This window comes from Rhodococcus sp. H36-A4 (assembly GCF_027158005.1).
Taxonomy (GTDB): Bacteria; Actinomycetota; Actinomycetes; order Mycobacteriales; family Mycobacteriaceae; genus Rhodococcoides.
Window position 1 is genome coordinate 476,548 of record NZ_JAPVLQ010000003.1, and the last position, 23,721, is coordinate 500,268.

Annotated in this window: 25 protein-coding genes; 13 read left to right on the forward strand and 12 right to left on the reverse strand. The window is 62.6% G+C overall.

What is annotated here, in order from left to right; all coding sequences use genetic code 11:
• Window positions 1–155: 155 nt before the first annotated feature.
• Together O1W68_RS11310 and yaaA are read right to left on the reverse strand one after the other, a co-directional pair.
• Entirely contained in the window at window positions 156–1,379 is a 1,224-nt protein-coding gene (locus O1W68_RS11310) for a DUF2786 domain-containing protein (protein ID WP_269303564.1), read from the reverse strand.
• Window positions 1,376–2,119: a peroxide stress protein YaaA gene (yaaA, locus tag O1W68_RS11315; protein ID WP_269303565.1), complete on the reverse strand. Its 744-nt coding sequence runs from the start codon at window positions 2,117–2,119 to the stop codon at window positions 1,376–1,378. The genes O1W68_RS11310 and yaaA overlap by 4 nt, the downstream gene beginning before the upstream one ends.
• 48 nt (window positions 2,120–2,167) lie before the next feature.
• On the opposite strand from yaaA, the gene O1W68_RS11320 reads away from it, so the two are divergent.
• Together O1W68_RS11320 and O1W68_RS11325 are read left to right on the forward strand one after the other, a co-directional pair.
• A complete protein-coding gene (locus O1W68_RS11320) occupies window positions 2,168–3,919 on the forward strand; it encodes a proline--tRNA ligase (RefSeq protein WP_269303566.1) in 1,752 nt (583 codons plus the stop codon).
• Between the two features lie 72 nt (window positions 3,920–3,991).
• Window positions 3,992–5,713 (forward strand): acyl-CoA dehydrogenase family protein, encoded by a 1,722-nt coding sequence (locus tag O1W68_RS11325; RefSeq protein WP_269303568.1) that lies wholly within the window; start codon window positions 3,992–3,994, stop codon window positions 5,711–5,713.
• 21 nt (window positions 5,714–5,734) lie between these two features.
• Here the strand turns inward: O1W68_RS11325 and O1W68_RS11330 are convergent, their stop codons facing one another.
• Window positions 5,735–6,175 (reverse strand): ferritin-like domain-containing protein, encoded by a 441-nt coding sequence (locus tag O1W68_RS11330; protein ID WP_269303570.1) that lies wholly within the window; start codon window positions 6,173–6,175, stop codon window positions 5,735–5,737.
• Entirely contained in the window at window positions 6,172–6,726 is a 555-nt protein-coding gene (locus O1W68_RS11335) for a hypothetical protein (RefSeq protein ID WP_331283584.1), read from the reverse strand. Before O1W68_RS11335 ends, O1W68_RS11330 begins: the two co-directional genes overlap by 4 nt.
• Before the next feature lie 101 nt (window positions 6,727–6,827).
• On the opposite strand from O1W68_RS11335, the gene rimP reads away from it, so the two are divergent.
• The 8 genes from rimP to O1W68_RS11375 all read left to right on the forward strand — a co-directional run bounded on the left by rimP (window position 6,828) and on the right by O1W68_RS11375 (window position 15,081).
• Complete coding sequence (gene rimP, locus O1W68_RS11340) at window positions 6,828–7,403, forward strand: ribosome maturation factor RimP (protein WP_269303572.1); 576 nt, start codon at window positions 6,828–6,830, stop codon at window positions 7,401–7,403.
• Complete coding sequence (gene nusA, locus O1W68_RS11345; protein ID WP_269303574.1) at window positions 7,400–8,410, forward strand: transcription termination factor NusA; 1,011 nt, start codon at window positions 7,400–7,402, stop codon at window positions 8,408–8,410. Before rimP ends, nusA begins: the two co-directional genes overlap by 4 nt.
• A gap of 44 nt (window positions 8,411–8,454) precedes the next feature.
• Window positions 8,455–8,817 carry a YlxR family protein gene (locus O1W68_RS11350; protein WP_442972329.1) on the forward strand — a complete coding sequence of 121 codons (363 nt, stop codon included), beginning with the start codon at window positions 8,455–8,457 and terminating at the stop codon, window positions 8,815–8,817.
• Window positions 8,818–8,914: 97 nt separating this feature from the next.
• Window positions 8,915–11,818: a translation initiation factor IF-2 gene (gene infB, locus O1W68_RS11355; protein ID WP_269303576.1), complete on the forward strand. Its 2,904-nt coding sequence runs from the start codon at window positions 8,915–8,917 to the stop codon at window positions 11,816–11,818.
• A 125-nt stretch (window positions 11,819–11,943) separates the two neighbouring features.
• Window positions 11,944–12,234, forward strand: a complete 291-nt coding sequence (locus O1W68_RS11360) for a DUF503 domain-containing protein (RefSeq protein ID WP_269303770.1) — start codon at window positions 11,944–11,946, stop codon at window positions 12,232–12,234.
• A 28-nt stretch (window positions 12,235–12,262) separates the two neighbouring features.
• The gene (gene rbfA / locus O1W68_RS11365) at window positions 12,263–12,730 is read left to right on the forward strand and encodes a 30S ribosome-binding factor RbfA (protein ID WP_269303578.1); all 468 of its coding nucleotides are present in this window, start codon (window positions 12,263–12,265) and stop codon (window positions 12,728–12,730) included.
• A gap of 5 nt (window positions 12,731–12,735) precedes the next feature.
• Window positions 12,736–13,731 carry a DHH family phosphoesterase gene (locus O1W68_RS11370; protein WP_442972330.1) on the forward strand — a complete coding sequence of 332 codons (996 nt, stop codon included), beginning with the start codon at window positions 12,736–12,738 and terminating at the stop codon, window positions 13,729–13,731.
• A 6-nt stretch (window positions 13,732–13,737) separates the two neighbouring features.
• Window positions 13,738–15,081, forward strand: coding sequence for an MATE family efflux transporter (locus O1W68_RS11375; protein ID WP_269303581.1), 1,344 nt, complete (start codon window positions 13,738–13,740; stop codon window positions 15,079–15,081).
• On the opposite strand, the gene O1W68_RS11380 is transcribed toward O1W68_RS11375, so the two are convergent.
• Genes O1W68_RS11380 through O1W68_RS11395 form a run of 4 tightly spaced genes read right to left on the reverse strand, consistent with a single transcriptional unit; the run spans window position 15,063 to window position 17,618 of the window.
• Entirely contained in the window at window positions 15,063–16,130 is a 1,068-nt protein-coding gene (locus O1W68_RS11380) for a sulfate/molybdate ABC transporter ATP-binding protein (protein WP_269303583.1), read from the reverse strand. The two genes, O1W68_RS11375 and O1W68_RS11380, sit on opposite strands and share 19 nt — an antisense overlap.
• Window positions 16,127–16,972, reverse strand: a complete 846-nt coding sequence (locus tag O1W68_RS11385) for an ABC transporter permease (protein WP_269303585.1) — start codon at window positions 16,970–16,972, stop codon at window positions 16,127–16,129. The genes O1W68_RS11380 and O1W68_RS11385 overlap by 4 nt, the downstream gene beginning before the upstream one ends.
• Window positions 16,969–17,379: a TOBE domain-containing protein gene (locus O1W68_RS11390; RefSeq protein ID WP_269303586.1), complete on the reverse strand. Its 411-nt coding sequence runs from the start codon at window positions 17,377–17,379 to the stop codon at window positions 16,969–16,971. The genes O1W68_RS11385 and O1W68_RS11390 overlap by 4 nt, the downstream gene beginning before the upstream one ends.
• Before the next feature lie 44 nt (window positions 17,380–17,423).
• The gene (locus O1W68_RS11395; protein WP_269303587.1) at window positions 17,424–17,618 is read right to left on the reverse strand and encodes a hypothetical protein; all 195 of its coding nucleotides are present in this window, start codon (window positions 17,616–17,618) and stop codon (window positions 17,424–17,426) included.
• Between the two features lie 130 nt (window positions 17,619–17,748).
• On the opposite strand from O1W68_RS11395, the gene O1W68_RS11400 reads away from it, so the two are divergent.
• From O1W68_RS11400 to truB, 3 genes are read left to right on the forward strand one after another with little or no spacing between them, the layout of a single operon-like run.
• Window positions 17,749–18,672: a metallophosphoesterase family protein gene (locus tag O1W68_RS11400; RefSeq protein WP_269303589.1), complete on the forward strand. Its 924-nt coding sequence runs from the start codon at window positions 17,749–17,751 to the stop codon at window positions 18,670–18,672.
• Window positions 18,669–19,337, forward strand: a complete 669-nt coding sequence (npt, locus tag O1W68_RS11405) for a 4'-phosphopantetheinyl transferase Npt (RefSeq protein WP_269303591.1) — start codon at window positions 18,669–18,671, stop codon at window positions 19,335–19,337. The genes O1W68_RS11400 and npt overlap by 4 nt, the downstream gene beginning before the upstream one ends.
• 42 nt (window positions 19,338–19,379) lie before the next feature.
• A complete protein-coding gene (gene truB, locus O1W68_RS11410) occupies window positions 19,380–20,306 on the forward strand; it encodes a tRNA pseudouridine(55) synthase TruB (RefSeq protein WP_269303593.1) in 927 nt (308 codons plus the stop codon).
• Here the strand turns inward: truB and O1W68_RS11415 are convergent.
• Genes O1W68_RS11415 through O1W68_RS11430 form a run of 4 tightly spaced genes read right to left on the reverse strand, consistent with a single transcriptional unit; the run spans window position 20,303 to window position 23,681 of the window.
• Entirely contained in the window at window positions 20,303–21,088 is a 786-nt protein-coding gene (locus O1W68_RS11415) for a metal-dependent transcriptional regulator (RefSeq protein WP_269303773.1), read from the reverse strand. The two genes, truB and O1W68_RS11415, sit on opposite strands and share 4 nt — an antisense overlap.
• Window positions 21,089–21,109: 21 nt before the next feature.
• A complete protein-coding gene (locus O1W68_RS11420; protein WP_269303595.1) occupies window positions 21,110–21,988 on the reverse strand; it encodes a metal ABC transporter permease in 879 nt (292 codons plus the stop codon).
• Between the two features lie 2 nt (window positions 21,989–21,990).
• Window positions 21,991–22,755, reverse strand: a complete 765-nt coding sequence (locus O1W68_RS11425) for a metal ABC transporter ATP-binding protein (RefSeq protein ID WP_269303597.1) — start codon at window positions 22,753–22,755, stop codon at window positions 21,991–21,993.
• Complete coding sequence (locus O1W68_RS11430; protein WP_442972331.1) at window positions 22,752–23,681, reverse strand: metal ABC transporter substrate-binding protein; 930 nt, start codon at window positions 23,679–23,681, stop codon at window positions 22,752–22,754. Before O1W68_RS11430 ends, O1W68_RS11425 begins: the two co-directional genes overlap by 4 nt.
• Window positions 23,682–23,721: the final 40 nt, after the last annotated feature.

Sequence of the window (23,721 nt, forward strand, 5' to 3'; positions counted from 1 at the left end):
CGGCCGAAGCAGGTCGGATGCGCGGTTGATCGTATGGTCGAAGTTCGAGGACACCAGGCCATTCTGCCTGCCGGTACCTGCCTACCGAACCGAGGCTATACCCGGTGCTCGGACGGCCTGCTGTACGCGGTACTCGTGAAACGAATGTCGTCTTGCTACACCAAATCCGCGTCGTCCGCTGCCGCGTGCCCCGACTCCCATCCTTCGGCATCCAACCTCGGACCGCGCATGGTCCGCACCCGTGGGAAAAGTCGGTCGAATTCTTGCTCCACAGCGACCGTCTGAGCCGCCAGTATCGGTAGTAGGTTGCCGGATTGTTCCGACGCTTCCTCCACCGCGTGCGCATCGGCCTCACCGAGTCGTTCGCCGATCCTGACCCCGTATGCATAGAGAAAGGCCTTGCCGAATGCTGCCGAGGCAGAACCTTTACGTCGTTTGGCTATAGGGGAGTGCGACAGTGAGCGCGTCGCCTGAACCAGCAACGAAGTGAACATGATCTCCGTCTGCTCGATGTCGAGGGGTGAACCGACCAGAGTTGCAATCGCGTACTCCGGATCCCAGATGCTCTTGACTCGGTTGACCGTGCTCACCGCATGCAGCAGTTGGGCTTTGGGCGGTGCATGGGGGTTGTCGACATGCAGACGTCTGCTGATCACATCGACATTTCCTTCGGTCAGCAACAGCGAATCGATGGAATATCTGGTCATCAACTCCTGCGCCTTGGCGGTGAGTGTCTCTGCCTCTTCCTCGAAATCGGTGGCGTCGGCCTTGGCGAGCAGGCCGCGGATCTTGCCAAGCATCTTGGTGTTGGGAGATCCGCTCGCCGGCCCGGACTTCGCGGTTCGGCCGGCCCGCCGAACCGGCCACTGCGACGGAAAGGGTCCGATTCGGGGCCATCGCGGGAGCGTCTGCCATTGGCCCAGCAGCGTAAGTACCGCAATCCACTGATCGTTGGCAGCAATGTAATCCGTTTTGCCACTCGACTTCAGCAGTGCAGCAAGAAAACTCGGTGAGGCTGTCAGTGGCCCTGCAGCTTTCGGATAGGCCGCGCAGATGTCGGAGAGCTGGTCGACCCAGTTCTCGGGCGCCCGTTCGTGCGCGTTCGTCAGATCCGATTGGTGAAGGAGGACACTAGCGGCGAGCGAGGACACCGGGAGCGTTTGCTGACGCTTGACGATATGCAGAAGGTCGAACGGTTGCCAGCCCGCCTCGTACATCGTCTCGATCATGTTCGTCAGCGCCAACGAAGCCAGTGCCGAGGCGTCGTGGTCCTCCAACGCGATCAGACGATCGACGACTTCGTCCACGCGCCGCAGATCCCGACTCTTGCCATAGGACACGTCGGCGCCTTGCCGAAGTAAATCCGGGACCGGGTTCATCGGGTGAGGACGATCAGTTCGGTCGCCGAGGCGACTTCCACGCTCAAGCCGGCCCGCGATGCGACTCGGGCCACCGCACGCACGTTCTTCGGCTCAGCAGTGGTCAGTGTCAGCGCACGCGCCAGCACGCCCTTGTGATGCTTGTTGAAGTGGCTCACCACAGATCTGCTGCCATCGGGTTTCTCGGTCAGCACCGTTGCCGTGATGGCCCCCGGCACCGGGCCGAGTTGCTGGTACGTACCCGAACGAAGGTCGACGACCAGTCCATCGGATTGCGAAGCCACCGCGTCCGCCAACTCGGGCTTCCAATACGACCGAAGGGTGCCGAAGCCAGGGATCGTCGATCCACCGGACAGTCGGTAGTACGGAATCGGATCGTATGCACGTATGGCCCCGAACAATGCAGATCCGATCCACAACCTTGCCGCCGCCCGAGCACGACCGGCTTTCGTGAACGAACGCGCGTCGAGAGCGTCGTAGAGGACGCCGGTATAGCGGCTCAGCGCGGGTGTCGTGGGGGAACGCCACAGGGCGGCGTTACGTTCGCTTTCTCCGGTTTGGGTCGGTCCCAGACCCAGCGCGGCCGCCGATGCCTCGGGATCGGCGGCCAGCTCCACGAGCGCGTCCGCCAACTTCTGTCGGAGCGGATCGAGCTCGGGTAGCGAGAGAACTTCCAGATCCAGGGGCAAGCCGTCGCCGCCGTCCGATTTGGTCTCGGATGGGGGCAGCAGAATCAGCACGGGGAGCAACGTTACCCACCCGCGGAGCACCGACTACGCTCGTACCCCGTGATCACCCGTCTTTCGCAGCTCTTCCTCCGCACTCTTCGTGACGACCCCGCCGACGCCGAAGTCGACAGCCACAAGCTGTTGGTTCGTGCAGGTTACGTTCGTCGTATCGCGCCGGGTGTGTATTCCTGGCTGCCGCTCGGCCTGAGAGTGCTGCGCCAGATCGAACGAGTCGTTCGTGAAGAGATGAACGCGATCGGTGCGCAGGAGATCTCGCTACCGGCGTTGCTGCCGCGCGAGCCGTACGAGACCACCAATCGATGGACCGATTACGGCGACGCACTGTTCAAGCTGAAGGACCGTAAGGGCAACGACATGTTGCTCGGTCCCACCCACGAGGAACTCTTCGCCTTGATGGTGAAGGGTGAATACAACTCGTACAAGGACCTGCCGGTCACGCTTTATCAGATCCAGACCAAGTATCGCGACGAGGAACGCCCGCGCGCGGGCATTCTGCGCGGACGCGAGTTCGTCATGAAGGACTCCTACTCGTTCGACATGGACGAGGACGGGCTGAAGCGGTCCTATGCGGCACACCGCGAGGCCTACCAGAAGATCTTTGCTCGGCTCGGGGTCAAGTACGTCATCGTGGCGGCGACATCCGGCGCGATGGGCGGAAGTGCATCCGAGGAATTCCTCGCCGAGAGCGACATCGGTGAAGACACATACGTGCGGTGCATCGAATCTGGCTACGCGGCGAATGTCGAAGCCGTCACGACTCCCGCGCCGCCATCGTTGCCGATCGAGGGGCAGCCTGCCGCCGTCGATCACGAGACGGGTGACACACCCACCATTGCCACGTTGGTCGAGTGGGCCAATTCGGTCGATCTCGGCCGCACAGTCACCGCCGCGGACATGTTGAAGAACGTTCTGCTCAAGGTGCGCAACGCAGAAGGGGAGTGGGAGTTGCTCGCGGTCGGCCTGCCCGGCGACCGTGAGGTCGACGAGAAGCGCCTCGAAGCGTCCCTTGAGCCTGCCGAATTCGCGCTGCTCACCGACGCGGACTTCGAGGCCAATCCGTTCCTGGTGAAGGGCTACATCGGACCACGTGCGCTGCAGGCCAACGGCGTTCGCTACCTCGTCGACCCCCGTGTAGTCGACGGTACGTCGTGGATCACCGGTGCTGATATCAAGGGCAAGCATGTAGTGGGCCTGGTGGCCGGAAGAGACTTCACCCCGGACGGCACCATCGAAGCCGCCGAGGTACGCAACGGTGACCTGTCGCCGGACGGCCGCGGCCCGTTGGTCAGTGCGCGCGGAATCGAAATCGGCCATATCTTCCAACTCGGCTACAAGTACACCGACGCTTTCAAGGTCGATGTACTCGGCGAGAGTGGCAAGCCCGTTCGCCTCGTCCAGGGTTCCTATGGCGTCGGCGTTTCGCGTCTGGTCGCCGTCGTCGCCGAGCAGATGCACGACGACAAGGGGCTGCGTTGGCCGGCAGAAGTGTCTCCGGCAGACGTGCACTTGGTCATCGCCAACAAGGACGAAGCGGCACGTGCCGGTGCCGAGTCCATTGCGGCGGCACTCGACGCGCAGGGCCTCGACGTGCTTTTCGACGATCGGAAGGCATCGCCGGGTGTCAAGTTCAAGGACTCCGAACTTATCGGAGTGCCGGTCGTAGTCGTCGTCGGTAGGGGATGGGCCGAGGGCAAGGTCGAACTCCGTGACCGCTTCACCGGTGAGAGCCGTGACCTCGATACCGAGACCGCTGTCGCCGACATCGTCGAAACGGTACGTGGAAAATTGTGATCGTGTGGTTCGGCGGTTCGGGTCTGTTACTGACTGGTAGCTTCGGGGCAGCCGACTAGGAAAGGTGACCACATGGCCCACCTCACGTTGTTCGATCCCGCGACGTACGATCCGACCCAGTTCGACGACGAAACGCGGCGCCAGTTGCGATCGCTGATCGACTGGTTCGAGGATCGAGGTAAGGCCAGATTGCTCGCCGACGACCTCGAAGCCGTCTGGACCAGCGACTTCCTCGACTTCGTTGCCAAGGAGAAGTTGTTCGCGACGTTTTCGACGCCGGCGGCATATGCCGCGGGCGACTCCGACAAGCGATGGGATGCCTCTCGTAATGCTGCCCTGAGTGAAATCCTCGGCTTCTACGGACTGTCCTACTGGTATGCCTGGCAGGTCACCGTACTCGGACTCGGACCGATCTGGATGAGCGAGAACGAGGAGGCCAAGCGCCGTGCAGCGCGAGCGCTGGACGGCGGGTCCGTGATGGCGTTCGGGCTGTCCGAGCGCGCCCATGGTGCCGACGTCTACTCGACGGATATGTTGCTGCGGCCCTCGGACGAAGAGGGCGTCACGTTTCGGGCGTCGGGGGAGAAGTACTACATCGGCAACGGCAACGTCGCAGGCATGGTCTCGGTGTTCGGTCGCCGCACCGACCTGGATGGGGCGGATGCCTACGTGTTCTTCGTCGCGGACAGTAGTCATCCCGAATATGTTCTACGTGACAACGTGATTCACGGCCAAATGTTCGTCAGCACGTTCACCCTCGAGGACTACCCGGTCCGAGCCGAGGACATTTTGCACATTGGTGCAGACGCGTTTTCCGCCGCTCTCAATACCGTCAACGTCGGTAAGTTCAACCTCTGCACGGGTTCGATCGGCATCACCGAGCACGCGTTCTACGAATCGATCACGCACGCGCACAACAGGGTTCTCTACGGCAACCGGGTTACCGAATTTCCGCATGTGCGTGCAAGTTTCGTCGACGCCTACTCGCGACTGATCGCGATGAAGCTCTTCAGTGGGCGGGCAGTCGACTACTTCAGGTCCGCAAGCCTCGAGGATCGGCGATACCTGCTGTTCAACCCGATGACCAAGGCCAAGGTGACCTCCGAAGGCGAGACCGTGGTCAGGTTGCTGCACGATGTGATCGCAGCGAAGGGATACGAGAAGAACACGTACTTTCGTGAGGCCGCACAGATGATCGGAACCCTTCCCAAGCTCGAGGGCACGGTGCACGTCAACGTCGCGCTCATGCTCAAGTTCATGCCGGCATACATGTTCGCCCCGTTGGTCTACCCCGACGTCGACACACGTGACGACGCTTCCGACGACGCGTTCTTCTTCGCTCAGGGTCCCGCCCGCGGAGCGGGGAAAGTGCGATTCCACGACTGGGAGTCGACGTACGAAAAATTTTCACATGTTCCCAACGTGGCACGGTTCTACGAGCAGGCTTCGGCCTTCAAGACGTTCCTGACCGACACCGCACCGGATGAAGCCCAGCAGAAGGATCTGGACTTCCTACTCAATGTGGGGCACCTGTTCTCGTTGATCGTCTACGGCCACCTGATTCTGGAATCGGCCGAGAAGGTCTCCACCGAGTTGCTCGATCAGATCTTCGACTTTCAAATTCGTGACTTCTCCGGTTACGCAGTTGCTCTGCACGGTAAGCCGTCCTCTACCGAGGCGCAGCAGGCGTGGGCGCTTGCCGCGATCCGCAAGCCGGTGGTCGATCTCGCTCGCTTCGACGCAGTGTGGTCCGAAGTAGTGTCCTACGACGGCGCGTACGAAATGAGGGGCTGACTCAGCCGAGTCGGCAGCGGTTCACGGTTGCCCGGGGAACGGGACGGTCGGCGGAGCTACACCCAGGATTTCACGCCAGTTCGCCAGTCGTAACGCGGCTTCTGTGAGCGCAGTGACTCCGGTCTCCCGCGTGGGGCCGGACTCGCTGCGCTCGATGACCGACCTCCACGCGATCGAAGTGTCGATCTCGGCCTGGGCGGCAAGCTGCGCCGACGTGACGGGATCGTTGACCGGAAACGGGATGGAATATGCCGGGCTGGCAAGCGGTGGGGTGACGCTCGCGGCGCGCAACGCATCGAGGGTTGCGTCTCGACGTGCGCGGTGCGCTGCAGCGTCCGCCGCGATGAGGCCCCCACGGGCCGGATTCGAGAATGCGCCGACGACGCCGTACGCAAAGATCGCGGCGTATTCGGCGTTCAACGCGTCGACGAGTGCTTGCTGTTCGATGCCGAGATCGCTCATGGCAACACCACCGCCAGTTCGACGGCGCAGGCTGCGCTGATCGACCCCAGCAGGCCTGCGCGATAACCGGATTCGCTTTTCGCCGAGTCCGCTGCGCCCCGTTGAGATTCATTGAGATCGGCCTCGAGTTCCTCCAAGGTCGGTGGCGGCACTGCAACCTGCGTCGATGTGGTCGACGTGGTTGCGCTCTCTTCCGCGGTGTGACCCGCCACGCGATCGATTTCAGCGGACAGGGCGTCGGCGTGTGCCGTTCGTTCCGTCTGGACGACGCTCAAGGGCCCGGCCAGGGTGGGGCTCAGCGCGATCAGGGCGCCTGCGGCGGCTGCGTCGCGACGCGCAAGTCGGAGGTGGCTGGTGAGAGTGTCGAGTTGCGGGCCGGGGTCGGTGTCGGAGGAACATCCGGCAGTCGTGGCGAGCCCGACTGCGGTGAGAGCGGCGCCACCGGTCAAGCGCAGTGCGCCACGGCGGCTGAGGGTGCGGGGGAGAGCGAACGTCGACACGGGAACATCGTGCCAGGTGCATTCTGCATCTCGTGCACCCAGGCTGGTCACGAACGCTTCCCGTTGGCGTTAGGCTGTGCGTTCGCCACTTACGGATTCGATCACACTGCTGGTGGGGTCCGACCACAACTGAACGAGGAGTTTTCGCAACGATGCCTGTTCCGTCCAAGGAGAGGGTCATCGCACTCCTGTCCGACCTGGTGACCAGCCGTGGGTTCGATTTGGAAGATGTCAACGTGGTCTCGGCAGGTAAGCACAGTGCCGTACGCATCATGGTCGATCGCGAAGAGGGGATCGACCTCGACACGTTGCCGTCGCTCAGCCGTGAGATCTCCGACATATTCGACGCGGTGTCGGATTTCGGTGATGCTCCTTACACCCTCGAGGTAACCACTCCTGGAGTCGATCGTCCGCTCACCGAGGATCGCCATTGGCGGCGCGCACGCGGACGGGTGGTCCGATTCAAGTTGGAGAACGAAAAGTTCGACGCACGTGTCGGTCACCTCGAAGGCCGATCGCTCACTGTGGTCACTCGTGACAAGGGTGTTCTCGCGACCCGAGTCGTGGAGCTCGATGATGTTGTGAAGGCTGTTGTGCAAGTAGAATTCTCGAAGCCGAAGGCAGACGAGATGGAGCTGGCGGGCGGCGTTGTCGACGGCAGGCCTGCTCCTGCTGACAACGACGAGATAGTGAACGTGGAAACACCGGAAGAAGGGTCCGACAAGTGAATATCGACATCGCGGCGTTACGCGCCATCGAAGCGGACAAGGGGGTGTCGATCGAAACCGTCATCTCGACGATTCAGTCCGCCCTGTTGACCGCTTACCGGCACACCGAGGGCCATCAGCCCCATGCGTGGATCGACGTCAATCGCAAGACAGGTTCGGTGCGAGTGATGGCGAAAGAGATCGACGGTGACGGCAACACCATCTCGGAGTGGGACGACACCCCTCAGGGGTTCGGCCGTATCGCTGCGACGACGGCCCGGCAGGTAATCCTGCAGCGTCTGCGTGACGCCGAGCACGAGCGCTCGTTCGGCGAGTATGCGACGCACGAGGGTGAGATCGTGGGCGGGGTCATTCAGCGGGACACCAGAGCAAATGCCAAGGGTACGATCATCGTGCGGATCGGCAGCGATGCGAACGGCGCAGACGGCGTGCTGCCGCCTGCAGAGCAGGTGCCAGGTGAGAGTTACGAGCACGGCGAACGAATCAAGTGCTACGTGGTCGGAGTCGCCCGGGGGCAGCGCGGACCGCAGATCACCCTCTCGCGTACCCACCCCAACCTCGTGCGCAAGCTGTTTGCACTCGAGGTTCCAGAAATCGCCGACGGGTCGGTCGAGATCGTCGCTGTTGCGCGCGAGTCCGGTCACCGATCGAAGATCGCAGTCAAATCCACGGTGTCGGGTCTCAACGCCAAGGGTGCGTGCATCGGGCCGATAGGTCAGCGAGTGCGCAACGTGATGAGCGAACTGGCCGGTGAGAAGATCGACATCATCGACTTCGACGATGATCCCGCGACCTTCGTCGGGAATGCGCTGTCTCCGTCGAAGGTTGTGTCGGTCACGGTCGTGGATGCCGAGGCTCGTGCCGCGCGTGTGGTCGTCCCGGAATATCAACTGTCGCTCGCGATCGGTAAAGAAGGACAGAACGCCCGGCTGGCAGCGAGGCTGACCGGCTGGCGCATCGATATCCGCAGCGACGCGGCCACGGCACCCGAGTCCACCAGCGCGTAAGGGTGGAATGCGGAGTTCGAGGCAATACAGCGGTAGAGTGGTCGATGGTTCGGAATGAACTCTCTGCCCTGAGTCATGAGAGCATCGGTTCGGCGGCAGTCCGTCAGCCGGTGAGAACATGTGTCGGGTGCAAGGAGCGAGCTCCGGCCGCCGGTCTGCTGAGAGTTGTGGTTCGTGATCGAGATTCCACGGAATCGGTGATCGTGCCAGATGTCGACCACAGGCTTCCCGGTAGAGGTGCATGGTTGCATCTCGACCCGAGATGTCTGGAGAATGCAGAACGGCGCCGTGCATTCGGTAGAGCGCTACGCGTGTCGGGATCTACCGACTCGTCAGCGGTCGTCTCCTTTCTCGAAGGAGACGACGACAGAGATTCACCCCTCGAGAAGAACAGGCAACAGCACTGATGAGCACACCGTGAAGCACCAACGATGAACGTCCATCGGAGTTAACCCGAGGTCGTGCGGGCACCATTCCTCGCTCGGCCTCTCAGTGAGGAGAGCAGTGCCAGGTAAGGCCCGCGTACACGAGTTGGCTAAAGAACTCGGTGTCACCAGTAAAGAACTACTCGCACGGCTCAAAGAGCAAGGCGAGTTCGTCAAATCCGCATCGTCCACGGTAGAGGCGCCAGTAGCGCGTCGCGTCCGTGAATCCTTCCCGGCCGGAAAGCCGGACACCGGTGCTCCCAACGGCGCACAGGCCAGTGGCGGCGGCGAACAGGCCAGTGGCAGCGCGCCGAAGCCTGCTTCGGCTGCCAAGCCCGGCGGACCTCGCCCCGGACCCAAGCCGACCCCGCGCCCGACTCCTGCTGCTCCCGTGGCGCAGGAACCAGTCGCAGCCGAGGCTCCCGTAGCGCCAGTATCGACCCCGGCGCCCGCACCGGCCGCTCCGGCACCATCCGTCCCGGCTCCAGCTGCTCCGGCAGAACAAGCTCCTGCAGCACCGGCCGCCGCCACTACAGAGGCCACAGCAGCGCCTGCCCCGGCAGGTCCCAAGCCTGGCGCACCCGGCCCCAAGCCGGGCCCCAAGGCTCCGCGTGTCGGTAACAACCCGTATTCGTCCGCTCCCGCCGAGCGTCCTGCCCCGCGTCCCGCATCGGGCGCACCACGCCCGGGCGGTAGCAGTCGACCTGCTCCGGGTCAGGGTGGACCTCGTCCGGCAGCACCGGGCGGTGCACGTCCGGCCGCGGCTGGTCAGGGCGCCCCTCGCCCAGCGGGCCCGGGCGGACCTCGTCCGAGCCCGGGTTCCATGCCTCCTCGTCCCAACCCCGGCGCGATGCCGACCCGTTCGGCACGTCCGAGCCCAGCGGCAGGCCGCCCCGGCGGCCGTCCCGGCGGTGCTCCAGGTGGTCGTCCAGGTGGAGCAGGCGCCGGCGGTTACCGCGGTGGCGGCGCACCGGGTGCTCCAGGTGGAGCTCCCGCAGGTGGAGCTCCCGCAGGTGGCTTCCGCGGTCGTCCCGGCGGCGGTGGCCGTCCAGGTCAGCGTGGTGCAGCTGCAGGTGCTTTCGGTCGTCCCGGCGGAGCAGTTCGCCGCGGTCGCAAGTCGAAGCGGGCAAAACGCGCCGAGTACGAGAGCATGCAGGCACCCGCTGTCGGCGGCGTCAGGTTGCCACGCGGCAACGGTGAGACCATCCGTCTCGCCCGCGGCGCGTCGCTGTCGGATTTCGCGGACAAGATCGATGCGAACCCAGCAGCACTCGTACAAGCCTTGTTCAACCTCGGCGAGATGGTCACTGCCACTCAGTCCGTGAACGACGAGACCCTCGAACTGCTCGGCGGCGAAATGAACTACGTCGTTCAGGTCGTCAGCCCAGAGGACGAAGATCGCGAACTGCTCAACGCATTCGACCTCACCTACGGCGAGGACGCCGGCGGTGAAGAGGACTTGGAGCAGCGGCCTCCCGTCGTCACGGTCATGGGTCACGTCGACCATGGCAAGACGCGACTGCTGGACTCGATCCGAAACACCACGGTCCGCGAAGGCGAGTCCGGTGGCATCACCCAGCACATCGGTGCTTACCAGGTGCTTACCGAACTCGAAGGCAACGAGCGTTTGGTTACCTTCATCGATACGCCTGGTCACGAGGCCTTCACGGCCATGCGTGCTCGAGGTGCCAAGGCAACCGACCTCGCGATCCTGGTTGTTGCAGCCGACGACGGTGTCATGCCGCAGACGGTCGAAGCGATCAACCATGCGCAAGCTGCAGATGTCCCGATCGTGGTGGCGATCAACAAGATCGACAAGGAAGGCGCAAACCCGGACAAGATCCGGCAGCAGCTGACCGAGTACGGACTTGTGGCCGAGGAATACGGCGGCGACACCATGTTCGTCGAGATCTCGGCGAAGCAGGGCACCAACATCGACGCACTTCTCGAAGCTGTGTTGCTCACAGCAGATGCCTCACTGGATCTGCGTGCCAACCCGGACATGGACGCTCAGGGTGTCGCCATCGAGGCGCACCTCGACCGTGGTCGTGGACCGGTTGCGACCGTGCTCATCGCTCGTGGAACGTTGCGTGTCGGTGACTCGATCGTCGCCGGTGATGCCTATGGTCGCGTCCGTCGAATGGTCGACGAGCACGGCGAAGATGTCATCGAGGCATTGCCGTCCCGTCCGGTGCAGGTCATCGGCTTCACGTCGGTGCCCGGTGCAGGCGACAACCTGTTGGTCGTCGACGAGGATCGCATTGCCCGTCAGATCGCCGATCGACGCAACGCTCGCAAGCGCAATGCGCTTGCCGCGAAGTCTCGTAAGCGCATCAGCCTGGACGATCTCGATGCAGCGTTGAGGGAGACCTCACAGCTGAACTTGATCCTCAAGGGTGACAACTCGGGAACCGTGGAGGCTCTCGAAGAGGCACTGGTCGGTATCCAGATCGACGACGAGGTCGAACTGCGCGTCATCGACCGCGGTGTCGGCGGCGTCACGGAGACAAACGTCAACCTGGCGTCGGCATCGAACGCGATCATCATCGGATTCAACGTTCGAGCGGAGGGCAAGGCCACCGAGCTGGCCAACCGTGAAGGCGTCGACATCCGGTACTACTCGGTGATCTACCAGGCCATCGACGAGATCGAAAGCGCGCTCAAGGGCATGCTCAAGCCCGTCTACGAAGAGGTTGCGCTCGGCCAGGCCGAGATTCGTGCAATGTTCCGTTCTTCGAAGGTCGGAAGTATTGCTGGTTGTCTCGTCACCTCGGGTACCATCCGTCGCAATGCGAAAGCACGACTGCTGCGTGACAACAAGGTGGTTGCCGAGACCGTCACCATTTCCTCGCTTCGGCGGGAAAAGGAGGACGTGGTCGAGGTGCGTGAGGGCTACGAATGCGGTCTCACGGTGACGTACTCGGACATCAAGGTTGGCGATGTCGTCGAGGCGTACGAGCTCCGTGAAAAGGCTCGCGACTAGTCGATTCGCAGCAGTAGTGCCGTAGTGGAGCATTGGGGAGTAACACTGCACTAGATCGAGGAGCCGGCGGCGGTATGTCAGTACCGCCGCCGGCTCTTCGTTCGAACCTGAGTAAGGATGGCCGCGTGTATCTGGGGGCGCTCGAGTTGGACGTGTTGTTGGGCGACGTTCGTTCGCTCGTTGAGAAGCGTTCGAAGGTCGATCCTGTTCTCACGGAGTTACACCGCTTCGGGGTTTCGGCCGCGGAGACGGGTGAGCTCGGGCGTTTTCGGCGGTCGTTGTTCGGAATTGCGGCTGCCGGGTCGGATATCGACGGGTTGCACGACAAGCTCGACGAATGCGAACGGCATATCGCGGAGCGACAAGATCTGGAATTGTTGGCGGTCAGAAGAAGAATTTTCGGTCCCGAGGACTGACTCGGACCCTATGAGGAGCGTGATTGACATGGTGGATCCAGCGAGAGCTCGCAAGCTCGCCAAGCGAATTGCCGCCATCGTCGCCACGGCGATCGATCATGAGATCAAAGATCCCCGTCTGGCGTTCGTGACCGTCACCGATTGCAAGGTGACAGCGGATCTGCACGACGCAACCGTGTATTACACGGTGATGGGCGAAGACTTGGATACCGCCCCGGATCTTCAGGCTGCATCTGCGGGGTTGGAGAAGGCCAAAGGTGTACTTCGGTCGAAAGTCGGTGCAGGGACCGGTGTTCGCTTCACACCGTCGTTGACGTTCGTGACCGATACTGTTCCGGACACTGCGCGTCATATGGAAAACCTCCTCGAGCGTGCACGCCTCGCCGACAGCGAAGTCGCCAGGGCGGCAGCCTCGGCCAAGCCTGCGGGTGAGGCCGATCCGTACAAGGCGCCGCGGGAGACGGTCGACGGTTCCGAGTCGACCGACGTGGACTGATAGAGGTGACGACGACTCCGGGGGCCCGGCCTGTGGCAGAGACGCAGGACGAATTCGCTCATGCGATAGAACTGTTGGAGGCTGCTCGATCCGTCACCGTGCTGTGTCACATCCAGCCGGATGCCGACACCATCGGTAGCGGTCTCGCACTGGGGTTGGTTCTTTCGCGTCGTGGAGTGGACGTGCAGGTGTCGTTTGCGACACCTGCCGAGCTGCCGGGGTCGATGGACGCGCTACCGGGCCGCGAGCTTTTGGTACCGGCCGGCGACGTCCGAGTCGACGTCGATCTCGTGGTCACGGTCGATGCCGGGAGCAAGGGGCGACTCGGGGCGCTGTCCGACCGCATCGATGCTGCACACGCAACTCTCGTTATCGATCATCATCGGTCCAATACTCGGTTCGGCACCTGGAACGTGGTCGACGAGAACGCGGTGTCGACCACCGCGGTGATCGCTCGGCTGTTCGACGCATGGAATGTCGACATCGATCGAGATCTGGCCGAATGTCTGTTTGCCGGTCTTGTCACCGATACCGGATCGTTTCGTTGGGTTCAGCCCGGCTCCCATACTCTTGCCGAACGTCTTCTTGCGACCGGTATCGACGGGGCTGCGCTGACGAGGAAGTTGCTCGATACGCATCCGTTCGCGTGGTTGCCGATGTTGGGATCGGTTCTCGGAGCGGCAGAGCTGGTTCCGGACGCGGCGGGCGGACGCGGGCTCGTCTATACCGCGATCCTGCGCGAAGATTCCGCCGGCCTCCGCTCGGAAGAGATCGAGAGCGTCATCGACATCGTCCGCACTGCGACCGAAGCCGAGGTGGCGGCGGTACTCAAACAGCAGAGTGGTGACGACTGGACGGTGTCGTTGCGCGCGAAGACGCAGGTCGACGTTTCCCTTGTGGCGACGTCTCTCGGTGGGGGCGGCCATCGTAAAGCTTCGGGCTACACAGCTACTGGTTCCAAGTCCGACGTCGTCGCGTCCCTCATCGCCGCACTCGGTTGATCGATCTTGGTCGAATCCACTGCTTCGGCGGAGGCGTCTCCGCGCAGAATTCTCGGTTTGGCCCTCCCGGCGCTCGGTGTCCTTGCGGCTGAGCCGCTGTACTTGCTTTTCGACGCGGCAGTGGTGGGCAGGCTGGGTGCGCTTCCGCTCGCTGGACTGGCCGTCGGCGGTCTGGTTCTGACTCAGGTCAGCACGCAATTGACGTTTCTCTCGTACGGCACAACTGCGCGTGCCGCTCGAATGCACGGTGCAGGACGCGAGGAGGACGCGGTCGGTGAGGGCGTCCAAGCGACGTGGCTCGCCGTTGCGCTGGGTGTGGCGATCGTTGCCGTGATGCAGATTCTGGCGGCTCCGATTCTCTCTGTCATCGGTGGCGGCGGCGAGATTGCCGATGAAGCTACCGCGTGGTTCAGGGTCGCTGTCTTCGGTGTTCCTTTCATCCTGATTTCGATGGCGGGCAACGGGTGGATGAGGGGTGTCCAGAACACCAGGAGGCCGCTCCGTTTCGTAGTTTTCGGGCTGTTGGTCTCGGGCGTGCTGTGCCCGATGTTGGTACACGGTCTGCTCGGGTTTCCGCGGATGGAACTTCTCGGGTCTGCGGTGGCGAATCTGGTGGGGCAGTCGATCGCTGGGTGTCTGTTCATCGCCGCGATTTCGCGTGCGGGGGTTCCGCTTCGGCCCAGGTGGTCGGTGATGCGAGTGCAGTTGATTCTCGGTCGCGATCTCGTCCTGCGTAGCTTGGCGTTTCAAGCGTGCTTCTTGTCTGCTGCAGCAGTGGCATCCCGGTTCGGAGCGGCCGCTGTCGCTGCCAATCAGGTTGTCCTGCTGCTGTGGAATCTCGTGTCGTTGACTCTTGATTCTTTGGCCATTGCGGCTCAAACACTGGTCGGTGCTGCTCTGGGCAAAGGCGACGTCCGTGGCGCCACCAAGCTGGGTTGGCGATTGACCGCGTGGTCCACCATGTTCGCGATCGTCCTGGCATCGATGTTCGCGGCCGGTATGCCGGTGATCCCCGAGCTGTTCACCGCAGACCCAGCCGTGGTGGGTCAGATGCACGCGATCTGGTGGATATTCGTCGCCATCATTCCGATTGCCGGAATCGTCTTCGCCCTCGACGGAGTTCTGTTGGGTAGCGGCGACGCAGCCTTCCTCCGGACCGCCACACTGGCATGTGCCCTGCTGGGTTTTCTACCCTTCATCTGGTTGTCGCTGGTGCTGGACTGGGGATTGACCGGAATCTGGGTCGGTCTCGGAGTTTTCGTGTCGCTGCGGGCGATCGCGGTGGTGCTACGGACGCTCTCGGGTCGGTGGGCGCTGGGGGGCGCCGACATTCAACGCGAGGCCGGATGAATAGCAACTTCCTGGCTCTTGACGACGAAGTAGACCTCCATGCCAGGCGACAGGTCCAATTCCGAGACCGCTGCTGCCGTCACGTCCGCCACGAGACTCTGGCCGCCGTGGGTACCCCGAACACGAACCGTTGCGCCGTACACGTCCATCGCGGCGATCGTGACGGGTAGTACGTTGCGCGGACTGGCATGCGGTTCGGTGAGATGCACTGCTACCGCGGACGGGCTGAAGACAGCTACTGCGTCGGCACCCGATGGCGTCGTACTGTGTCCGTGAATCGTCAGGCCCTGCGCGGTACTCAACGAACCTGAAGAATCTGCAGCGCCGAGAACCAAGTTCACTCCGGCGATCCGAGCGGCGAATTCACTGCGTGGTGAGGTGAGAATGTCTGTGGTCGGTCCGCGCTCGACGATTCGGCCGGCCTGCACGACCACAATCGTGTCGGCCAAGGCGAGCGCATCGAGGAGGTCGTGAGTGACGATGAGTGCGGTGCGTCGTTGCTCACGCAGGACGGTTCGAAGCAATCGGCGCAGAACGGGTGCGGTAGCTACGTCCAATGCGGCCATCGGCTCGTCGAGGAGTAGTACTCGAGGCTGCGCTGCGAGCGCGCGAGCGAGAGCTATGCGTTGTGCTTGCCCACCCGAGAGCTGCGAAGGCCGTCGATCCGCAAGGTCGAGTGCATCGACTGCGTCAAGCCAGGTTCGTGCAATCTCCCTTCCTTCGCGACGACCGACCCCCCGACTGCGGGGCGCGAACGCGACGTTGGCTTCGGCGTCGAGATGAGGAAACAGAAGGGCGTTCTGTGACAGCGTGGCCACGCCACGGGCATGCGCTGGAACGAACGTGCGTCCGGCGGTGTCGGTGACTACGTCGTCACCGATGGTGATTCGTCCGGAGTCGGGCCGGAGCAGACCTGCCACGAGCGAAAGCAACGAAGTCTTGCCGGCCCCGTTCGGTCCGAGAATCGCGATGACCTCGCCGTCGTCGACATCGAGGGTGAAGTCGAGGTTACGTTCGGCGACTTCGGCGATGAGGCGGATGGAGCTCACAGCGCCCCGGCCAACCGGCGCCCACGGGCGGCAACGACGATTACTGTCGCCACCACGATTAACAGGAGCGAGAGCGCCACTGCGGCGTCGGGATCGGTTTCACGCTGCAGATAGATCTCCAATGGCAGGGTTCGCGTGACTCCCTCGAGTGATCCAGCGAAGGTCAACGTCGCACCGAATTCGCCGAGGGCGCGCGCGAATGCAAGAACGGCCCCCGACACCAGTCCAGGCAGAACGAGCGGGAGCGTCACCCGGCGCAACACTGTCGTCGGACGCGCACCCAAGGTGGCGGCGACGGTCTCGTATCCGCGTCCCGTGCTGCGCAATGCTCCTTCGAGGCTGACGACCAGGAAGGGAAGCGAGACGAAGGTCTGGGCCAGCACCACTGCCGTCGTGGAGAATGCGATGCCGATGCCCCACGCCTCCAGTTGCTCGCCGAGGAGGCCGAGTCGACCGAAGGTGTAAAGCAAGGCAATGCCGCCGACGACCGGTGGAAGGACGAGGGGAAGCAGCACCAACGCTCGGAGGATGGACTGACCAGGAAACTCCGATCGGGCCAACACCAGTGCCATCGGTATACCGATGACAATGCACACGACGGTGCTCGTAGCTGCCGTCCGGAGGCTGAGGAGTAATGCCGTTCGTGATGACTCCGAGGAGATGAGGGCGATGAAGTTCGGCCAATCGATCTTCAACAGAATGGCCAGCAACGGGGTGACGACGAACAACGCACCCAACGCTGCGGGGACGAAGATCCACCTGGGTAGACCGACTCGGACCTCGTTGCCGCCGCGTATTCCCCTTCCGGAGCGCGTCGGTTTCACCTCGACAGTCGCGCTCATTGTTCTTCGAGTCCTGCTTCGACGATGACCGTTGTCGCCTTGACCACGGCCACCGCAACTCTGCCCGGCTCGAGACCCAGGGTGCGCACCGATTCGGTGCTCATGAGCGAGACGACGGTGAACGGTCCGCACTGCATCTCGACCTCGCTCATCACGGTGTCGGACGTCACTGCAGTCACCAGCCCGACCAATCGATTGCGGGCCGAACTTCCCGAGCCCGTCGGATCCGGGGGAGGAGTTGCCTGCTCGCGGGCGAATGCAGCCAAGGCGGCACCGTCGACTACTTTTCGACCGGAGTTGTCCTTGTACGCGACGAGTGTTCCGTTGTCGATCCATCTACGCACGGTGTCGTCACTGACGCCGAGGAGCGCGGCCGCGTCTTTGATTCGAATCCGTGAATGCGGCATGAACAGAACTCTAGAGCAGCAGGCGCGTAAGGGATCGACGCGAGTTATCGACGTCGACGGGTATTGACGAAACGAGCGAGGAGCGTTGCCGCAAGTAATGCGATCGCACACACGATTGCGGTGATCACAAAACCAGAGACGAAGTTGTCCGAGGCGATCCCCGCTAGAACGGAGGCCATAACAGTGAGGACCAGCCCTGCTGTGAGGCCGGATTTCTCGGATGCGGAAAAGTTGTTCATAGGTCGACAGTGTCTCATCCGGCACCCTGTCCGATACCGCTCGGGAATCCGAAGGGAAGATGAGGTGTTGGTTGTCGACCGAATCGACAACCAGATCAGAAGATCATTTCATCGGGAAGGAACACGGCCTGTGACAGCAAAGCTCTGGGCAGTGAGTGACATCCACATCGGTCACCGAGGAAATCGTCCGGTCACCGAGGATATTCATCCCGAGTCACCAGAAGATTGGTTGATCGTCGCGGGAGACGTTTCGGAGAAAACCGACGACATCAAGTGGGCACTCGAGTTGCTCCGAAGTCGATTCGCCAAGGTCATCTGGGTACCCGGCAACCACGAACTGTGGACGACGGTCAAAGATCCAGTGCAAATTCACGGTGCTGCGCGCTATGAGTACCTGGTCAATCTGTGCCGTGAGATCGACGTCGTCACGCCCGAGGACCCCTATCTGCTGTGGGAGGGCGAAGGCGGACCGGCGACGCTGGTGCCGATGTTCTTGCTGTACGACTACTCGTTTCTCCCTCGTGGGGCCGTGGACAAGGAACACGGGCTTGCGATCGCGCGAGAGAAGAATGTCGTCGCCACCGACGAGTTCTTGCTCTCGTGTGAGCCGTACGCCAGCCGAGACGCATGGTGTCGAGCTCGCATCGAAAGCACCAGGACCAGACTCGACGCCCTCGATCCGTCGATCCCTACGGTGTTGATCAACCATTTTCCGCTGGTGCGACAGCCCACCGAGGTGCTCTTCTATCCGGAGTTCGCGTTGTGGTGCGGTTCCACTCTGACCGCCGACTGGCATACGCGCTACAACGCCCTGTGCGCGGTGTACGGGCACCTTCATATCCCTCGTACGACGTACTACGACGGGGTGCGCTTCGAGGAAGTCTCGGTCGGATATCCACGCGAATGGCAGCGGCGGGGGTTGCCCGACAACGTGCTCAGACAGATACTCCCCGTGCCGGAGTATCCCGAGGGCACCTTGAACAAGTGGGGCGGACACTTCACGGTGACACCCGAGATGGAAGCCGAAGTCGAGAAGATGAGGTCTGAGCAGTGATCGAGTCGATTCTTCCCAATGGCGTCGTCGCCGCCGAATTGTTCGCCGACCCGCCGGGGTTGGAACCGCATCCGCTCGAAGCTCATCTGGTCGCCAAGGCCGTGGACAAGCGCAAACGTGAGTTCAGCTCTGCGCGCCACTGCGCCCGCCTGGCGATGGGCAAGCTGGGTGTGGATCCAGCGCCGATCATGCGAGGGAGTTCGGGCGCCCCGCAATGGCCGAGGGGAGTGGTCGGGAGCCTGACGCATTGCGACGGATACCGTGGTGCAGTCGTGGCGTATTCGATGCAGGTTCGTTCCGTCGGAATCGATGCCGAACCACACGATGCACTACCCGACGGGGTTCTCGATGCCGTCAGTCTCGAGGCCGAACGAATATGGCTACGCACCGCGTCCGCCGATACGGACGTGCACTGGGATCGTTTGCTGTTCTGCGCCAAGGAAGCGACGTACAAGGCGTGGGAACCATTGACCGGTCGATGGTTGGGTTTCGAGGATGCGCACATCACGTTCGATCGCACCGGTTCCGGGGGCGACGTCTCCGGAACCTTCCATTCTCGACTCCTCGTGTCCGGTGAAACCATCGACGGTCCGCCACTGACTTCGTTCGATGGCCGATGGCTCGTCTCCGACGGTCTGATCGTCACCGCCATCGCAGTGACCTAGCGATCCACGCGGCGCAGAAGCCGCCTGGCACAATGAACTCTCGTGTCTTCACGCGGAAAGCTGTCCTCCGGCCTCGTCGGTGCCGGGTTGTTGATCGTGGACAAGGGACCAGGGGTCACCAGCCATGACGTCGTCGCCTCCTGTCGCAAACTTCTGCACACTCGGAAGGTGGGGCATGCGGGCACGCTCGACCCGATGGCCACCGGTGTGCTCGTCCTCGGGATCGAACGCGCCACGAAGATGCTGGGGCTTCTCGCGTTGACCACCAAGGAATACACGGCAACGATCCGACTCGGGCGTAGTACCACCACCGACGATGCCGAGGGTGAGACCATCGCGGATGCGTCGGCGCACGAGGTGAGCGATTCGGCGCTTCGAGAGCAGATCGCGCTACTGTCCGGTGACATCGAGCAGATTCCGGCGAGTGTGAGCGCGATCAAGGTGGATGGGCAACGTGCCCACAAGCTGATACGTGCAGGTGAAGAGTTCACCTTGCCTGCTCGAAAGGTCAGCGTGACGAGGTTCGACCTACTTGCCCGGCGAGACGTGCCCGATACCGGTTTCGTAGATCTCGATGTCGACGTCGAATGCTCTTCTGGAACCTACATTCGAGCGCTCGCGCGCGACCTCGGTGCCGCTCTCGGTGTCGGCGGCCACCTGACCGTGCTGCGGCGCACGCGAGTGGGCCCGTTCACTTTGGAGCATGCTCGTACCCTCGACCAGCTCGCGGAGAACCCTGGGGTCAGCCTGGACATCGACGAGGCTGCGCGCACTGCTTTTCCGCACCGGCAGCTCGACGCCGAAGAAGCGGAATCGGTCAGCCAGGGGAGATGGTTGGATCCCGTGGGGATCGATGGCGTGTATGCAGCAATCGACCCATCGGGGCACACGATCGCTCTGCTGCAGGAAAAAGGTAAGCGCGCAAGCTCGGTGCTGGTCGTTCGCCCGGCAACCTTGCGCGGTCACTAGCGGGTCGGGATCATCCAGATCGCTTCGGCTGCACGTTGACCGAGATCGATGACACCCTTGTCGGCACCGTGATGGTCCAATTCGATCTCCACCGTTCCTGCGTAGTCGCGTCGCTCGAGGACGGCGATCGGCAGATCGAGCGTGATGCCCACCGAGTCGAAGTAGCGCAGCATCGCCGGATCGGAATCGGAAATCCGGGCGACCAGCCCGCGTTGGCCGTCTGCGTAGTCGCTCAGGCGTGTGGCCTCGGGTGACGCTATGTCGCCGTCCACCGACGGAATCGGGTCACCGTGTGGATCACGTTCAGGGAAGCCCAGTTTCGCGTCTATCCGCGACATCATCAGGTCCGAGACCGCATGTTCGAGTATTTCTGCCTCGTCGTGCACTTCGTCCCAGCCGTAGCCGAGTTCTTGCACGAGATAGGTCTCGATCAGTCGGTGACGTCGAACCATCGCAATGGCCGCGGTGCGTCCCCTAGGGGTGAGAGAGATAGCCCCGTAACGAGCGTGGTCGACCATGCCTTGATCGGCCAGCTTGCGGATCGCCTCGGACACTGTCGAGGCGGAGACGCCGATGCGTTCGGACAGCATCTTGGTACTGACGGCGTCCTCGGTCCACTCGCCGGCAGTCCAGATCACTTTGAGATAGTCCTGCGCGACAGCCGACAGCTGCAGTTCTTCCGCGAGGTTGTCTGCTGCAGCCTTGTTACCTGCAGTGCTCTTGTTACCCGCAGTGCTCTTGTTACCCGCAGTGTTTTTGCCGCCGGTGTTCGGGCTGACCATTCGCTCCACCACGCGATGAGCTTAGCTTCCCGCCGGTTGGCTCGCCGCCACGTCGTCGGAGCGTCGGAAATAGCGGGTGATCAACCCCTGCGACGGGCTGAAGAGATAGGCGAGGATGAACACGAAGCCCTGCGACAACACGACGGTGCCGCCCGAGGACACGTCGAGATAGAAGCTCACATAGATGCCGACTATCGCGCAGCCGACGGCGATGCTCGGTGCGACAACGAGCATCCGACGGAAACGATTGGTCAACAGATATGCCGTCGCTCCCGGTGTGATCAGCATCGCGACGACGAGAATGACGCCGACTGCTTGGAGTGCGACGACCGTCGTCAACGCGAGCAAAGTCAGCATCGTCGCCGAGATGACTGTGGGCGAGATACCCACCGCACGCGCTTGCGTCCGATCGAAGGCGAACAGCGTGAAGTCGCGACGCTTGAGGACCATCACCAGCAGCGCGAGACCGCCGAGGATGAACACTTGCAGCATGTCCGATTGCGATACCCCGAGGAGATTGCCGAAGAGGATGTGGTTCAGGTCGATCTGGCTCGGGAACTTCGAGATCAGCACGACTCCGAGTGCGAACAATGTCGTGAAGACGACGCCGATGGCCGCGTCCTCCTTGACCAGAGTGGTGTTGCGGACGAGACCGATAGCGCCGACGGCGACGAGCGCGAACAACAGTGCCCCGATTGCGAAGGGGGCGCCGAGCAGATATGAGAGTGCGACGCCAGGCAGAACCGCGTGCGAGACCGCGTCGCCCATCAACGACCAGCCGATGAGCACCAACCAGCAACTGAGTACGGCACAGACGATGGACGCGGTGACCGTCACGAGCATGGCCCGTTGCATGAATGTGTACTGCAATGGTTCGACGAAGAAGTCGACGAAGTCCATGATCAGCTCGCTTCCGACGTGCGGGAAGTAGTGCGTGAAAGTGGATCGATGCCGAAGGCCAATGCAAGGTTCTCCGGTTTCAGCACCTCCTCAGGTCTTCCGTGCATCAACACTCGTTGCTGCAGCAGGACCGCCTCGTCGCAGAGGTCCGGCAGCGCGTGGAGATCGTGCGTGGACACGAGTACCGAAGCGCCTGCCGCGGTGAGCTCACGCAGCAATCTGGTGATCGTGGCTTCGGTTCGCTTGTCGACCCCGGCGAAAGGCTCGTCGAGGAGCAGTAGCGAGGCTTCCTGGGCGATGGCTCTGGCAACGAACGCCCGCTTGCGCTGGCCACCCGACAGTTGACCGATCTGGCGGTCGGCCAGTTCGGTCAGGTCGACTCGATCGATCGCGTTCTCCACCGCCGAGCGATCGCGGCTGCGCGGACTTCGCATCCAGTTCTGTTTCCCGTAGCGGCCCATCATGACGACGTCGCGGACGCTGATCGGGAATGACCAGTCCACTGTCTCGCTCTGCGGCACGTAGCTGACCGTGCCGGCCTTGCGTGCATCGGCAGGGGCTCCGCCGAAGATGGAGATGGTGCCGGTGTCCGGTCGCACTACACCCATGACGGCTTTGAACAGTGTCGACTTCCCGGACCCGTTCATTCCCACGAGGCCGCAGACGCGACCGGCCTCGAGCGTCAGCGACGCGTCGACTAGTGCGGTGATGTCTCGATACCGAACGCCGACGCCGGTGACTGTCAGTGCAGCGGGCTTCGTGTTCATCGTCGTGTCCCCAGTAACGCATCGGTGATGGTGCGGGCGTCGTAGGTCAGTAGGTCCAGGTAGGTGGGAACGGGTCCACCCTCCTCGCTCAGCGAATCGACGAAGAGGGTGCCGCCGAATCGCGCACCAGTGTCCTCGGCGACCTGTCGCTGCGCTTTGTCGGACACCGTCGACTCGCAGAACACCGCCGGTACGTCGTTGTCTCGAACGAAGTCGATGGTTGCGACGACCTGTTTGGGGGTGCCCTCCTGTTCGGCGTTCACCGGCCATAGATATGCCTCTTGAAGGTCGAAGTCGCGTGCGAGGTAGCTGAATGCGCCCTCACACGAGACCACTGCGCGTTCGTTGGGCGGCAGTGTGTCGAGGTCGGCGCGGAGTCGGTTGCCGACCTCTCGAAGCTGAGCTTTGTAGGACTCGGCGTTGGCGCGATAGTCCTCGGCGTGCAGTGGGTCGAGATCGACGAATGCGGATGCGATGTTGTCGACGTAGACCTCCGCGACCTTCGGTGACATCCACGCGTGTGGATTGGATTTCCCCGCATATGCGTCGGCACGGATGTAGACAGGTTCCACGCCGTCACTCACCACTGCATGTGGGGCGGGGACGCGTTCGACGAACTTCTCGAACCACGATTCCAATCCCAGACCGTTGTCGAGGATCAGTTCGGCTTGTTCGGCGGTACGGAGATCGCCGGGGGTCGGTTCGTAGCCGTGAATTTCTGCGCCCACCTTGGTGATCGACTCGACGAGGAGATGATCGCCTGCCACGTTGCGAGCCATGTCGGCGAGAACAGTGAATGTCGTGAGGACCAACGGGCGGGAGTCCTCGGTGATGGCAGTGTTCTCGTCACCGACACTTCTAGCGCATCCCGCGAGCGCGCCGACCGACATGACCACGGCTGTGACAAGGCTCAACGTGGGCATCATCGAAAATCTCCCCTGGCGAAGAAATAAGTTTGGCACACCG

Bases quoted from the DNA above. Each gene is read 5' to 3' on its own strand.
- O1W68_RS11310 (WP_269303564.1), bottom strand. From the start codon at position 1,379: ATGAACCCGGTCCCGGATTTACTTCGGCAAGGCGCCGACGTGTCCTAT.
- O1W68_RS11325 (WP_269303568.1), top strand. From the start codon at position 3,992: ATGGCCCACCTCACGTTGTTCGATCCCGCGACGTACGATCCGACCCAG.
- O1W68_RS11330 (WP_269303570.1), bottom strand. From the start codon at position 6,175: ATGAGCGATCTCGGCATCGAACAGCAAGCACTCGTCGACGCGTTGAAC.
- rimP (WP_269303572.1), top strand. From the start codon at position 6,828: ATGCCTGTTCCGTCCAAGGAGAGGGTCATCGCACTCCTGTCCGACCTG.
- O1W68_RS11350 (WP_442972329.1), top strand. From the start codon at position 8,455: ATGGTTCGGAATGAACTCTCTGCCCTGAGTCATGAGAGCATCGGTTCG.
- rbfA (WP_269303578.1), top strand. From the start codon at position 12,263: ATGGTGGATCCAGCGAGAGCTCGCAAGCTCGCCAAGCGAATTGCCGCC.
- O1W68_RS11385 (WP_269303585.1), bottom strand. From the start codon at position 16,972: ATGAGCGCGACTGTCGAGGTGAAACCGACGCGCTCCGGAAGGGGAATA.
- O1W68_RS11390 (WP_269303586.1), bottom strand. From the start codon at position 17,379: ATGCCGCATTCACGGATTCGAATCAAAGACGCGGCCGCGCTCCTCGGC.
- O1W68_RS11395 (WP_269303587.1), bottom strand. From the start codon at position 17,618: ATGAACAACTTTTCCGCATCCGAGAAATCCGGCCTCACAGCAGGGCTG.
- O1W68_RS11415 (WP_269303773.1), bottom strand. From the start codon at position 21,088: ATGGTCAGCCCGAACACCGGCGGCAAAAACACTGCGGGTAACAAGAGC.
- O1W68_RS11420 (WP_269303595.1), bottom strand. From the start codon at position 21,988: ATGGACTTCGTCGACTTCTTCGTCGAACCATTGCAGTACACATTCATG.
- O1W68_RS11425 (WP_269303597.1), bottom strand. From the start codon at position 22,755: ATGAACACGAAGCCCGCTGCACTGACAGTCACCGGCGTCGGCGTTCGG.
- O1W68_RS11430 (WP_442972331.1), bottom strand. From the start codon at position 23,681: ATGATGCCCACGTTGAGCCTTGTCACAGCCGTGGTCATGTCGGTCGGC.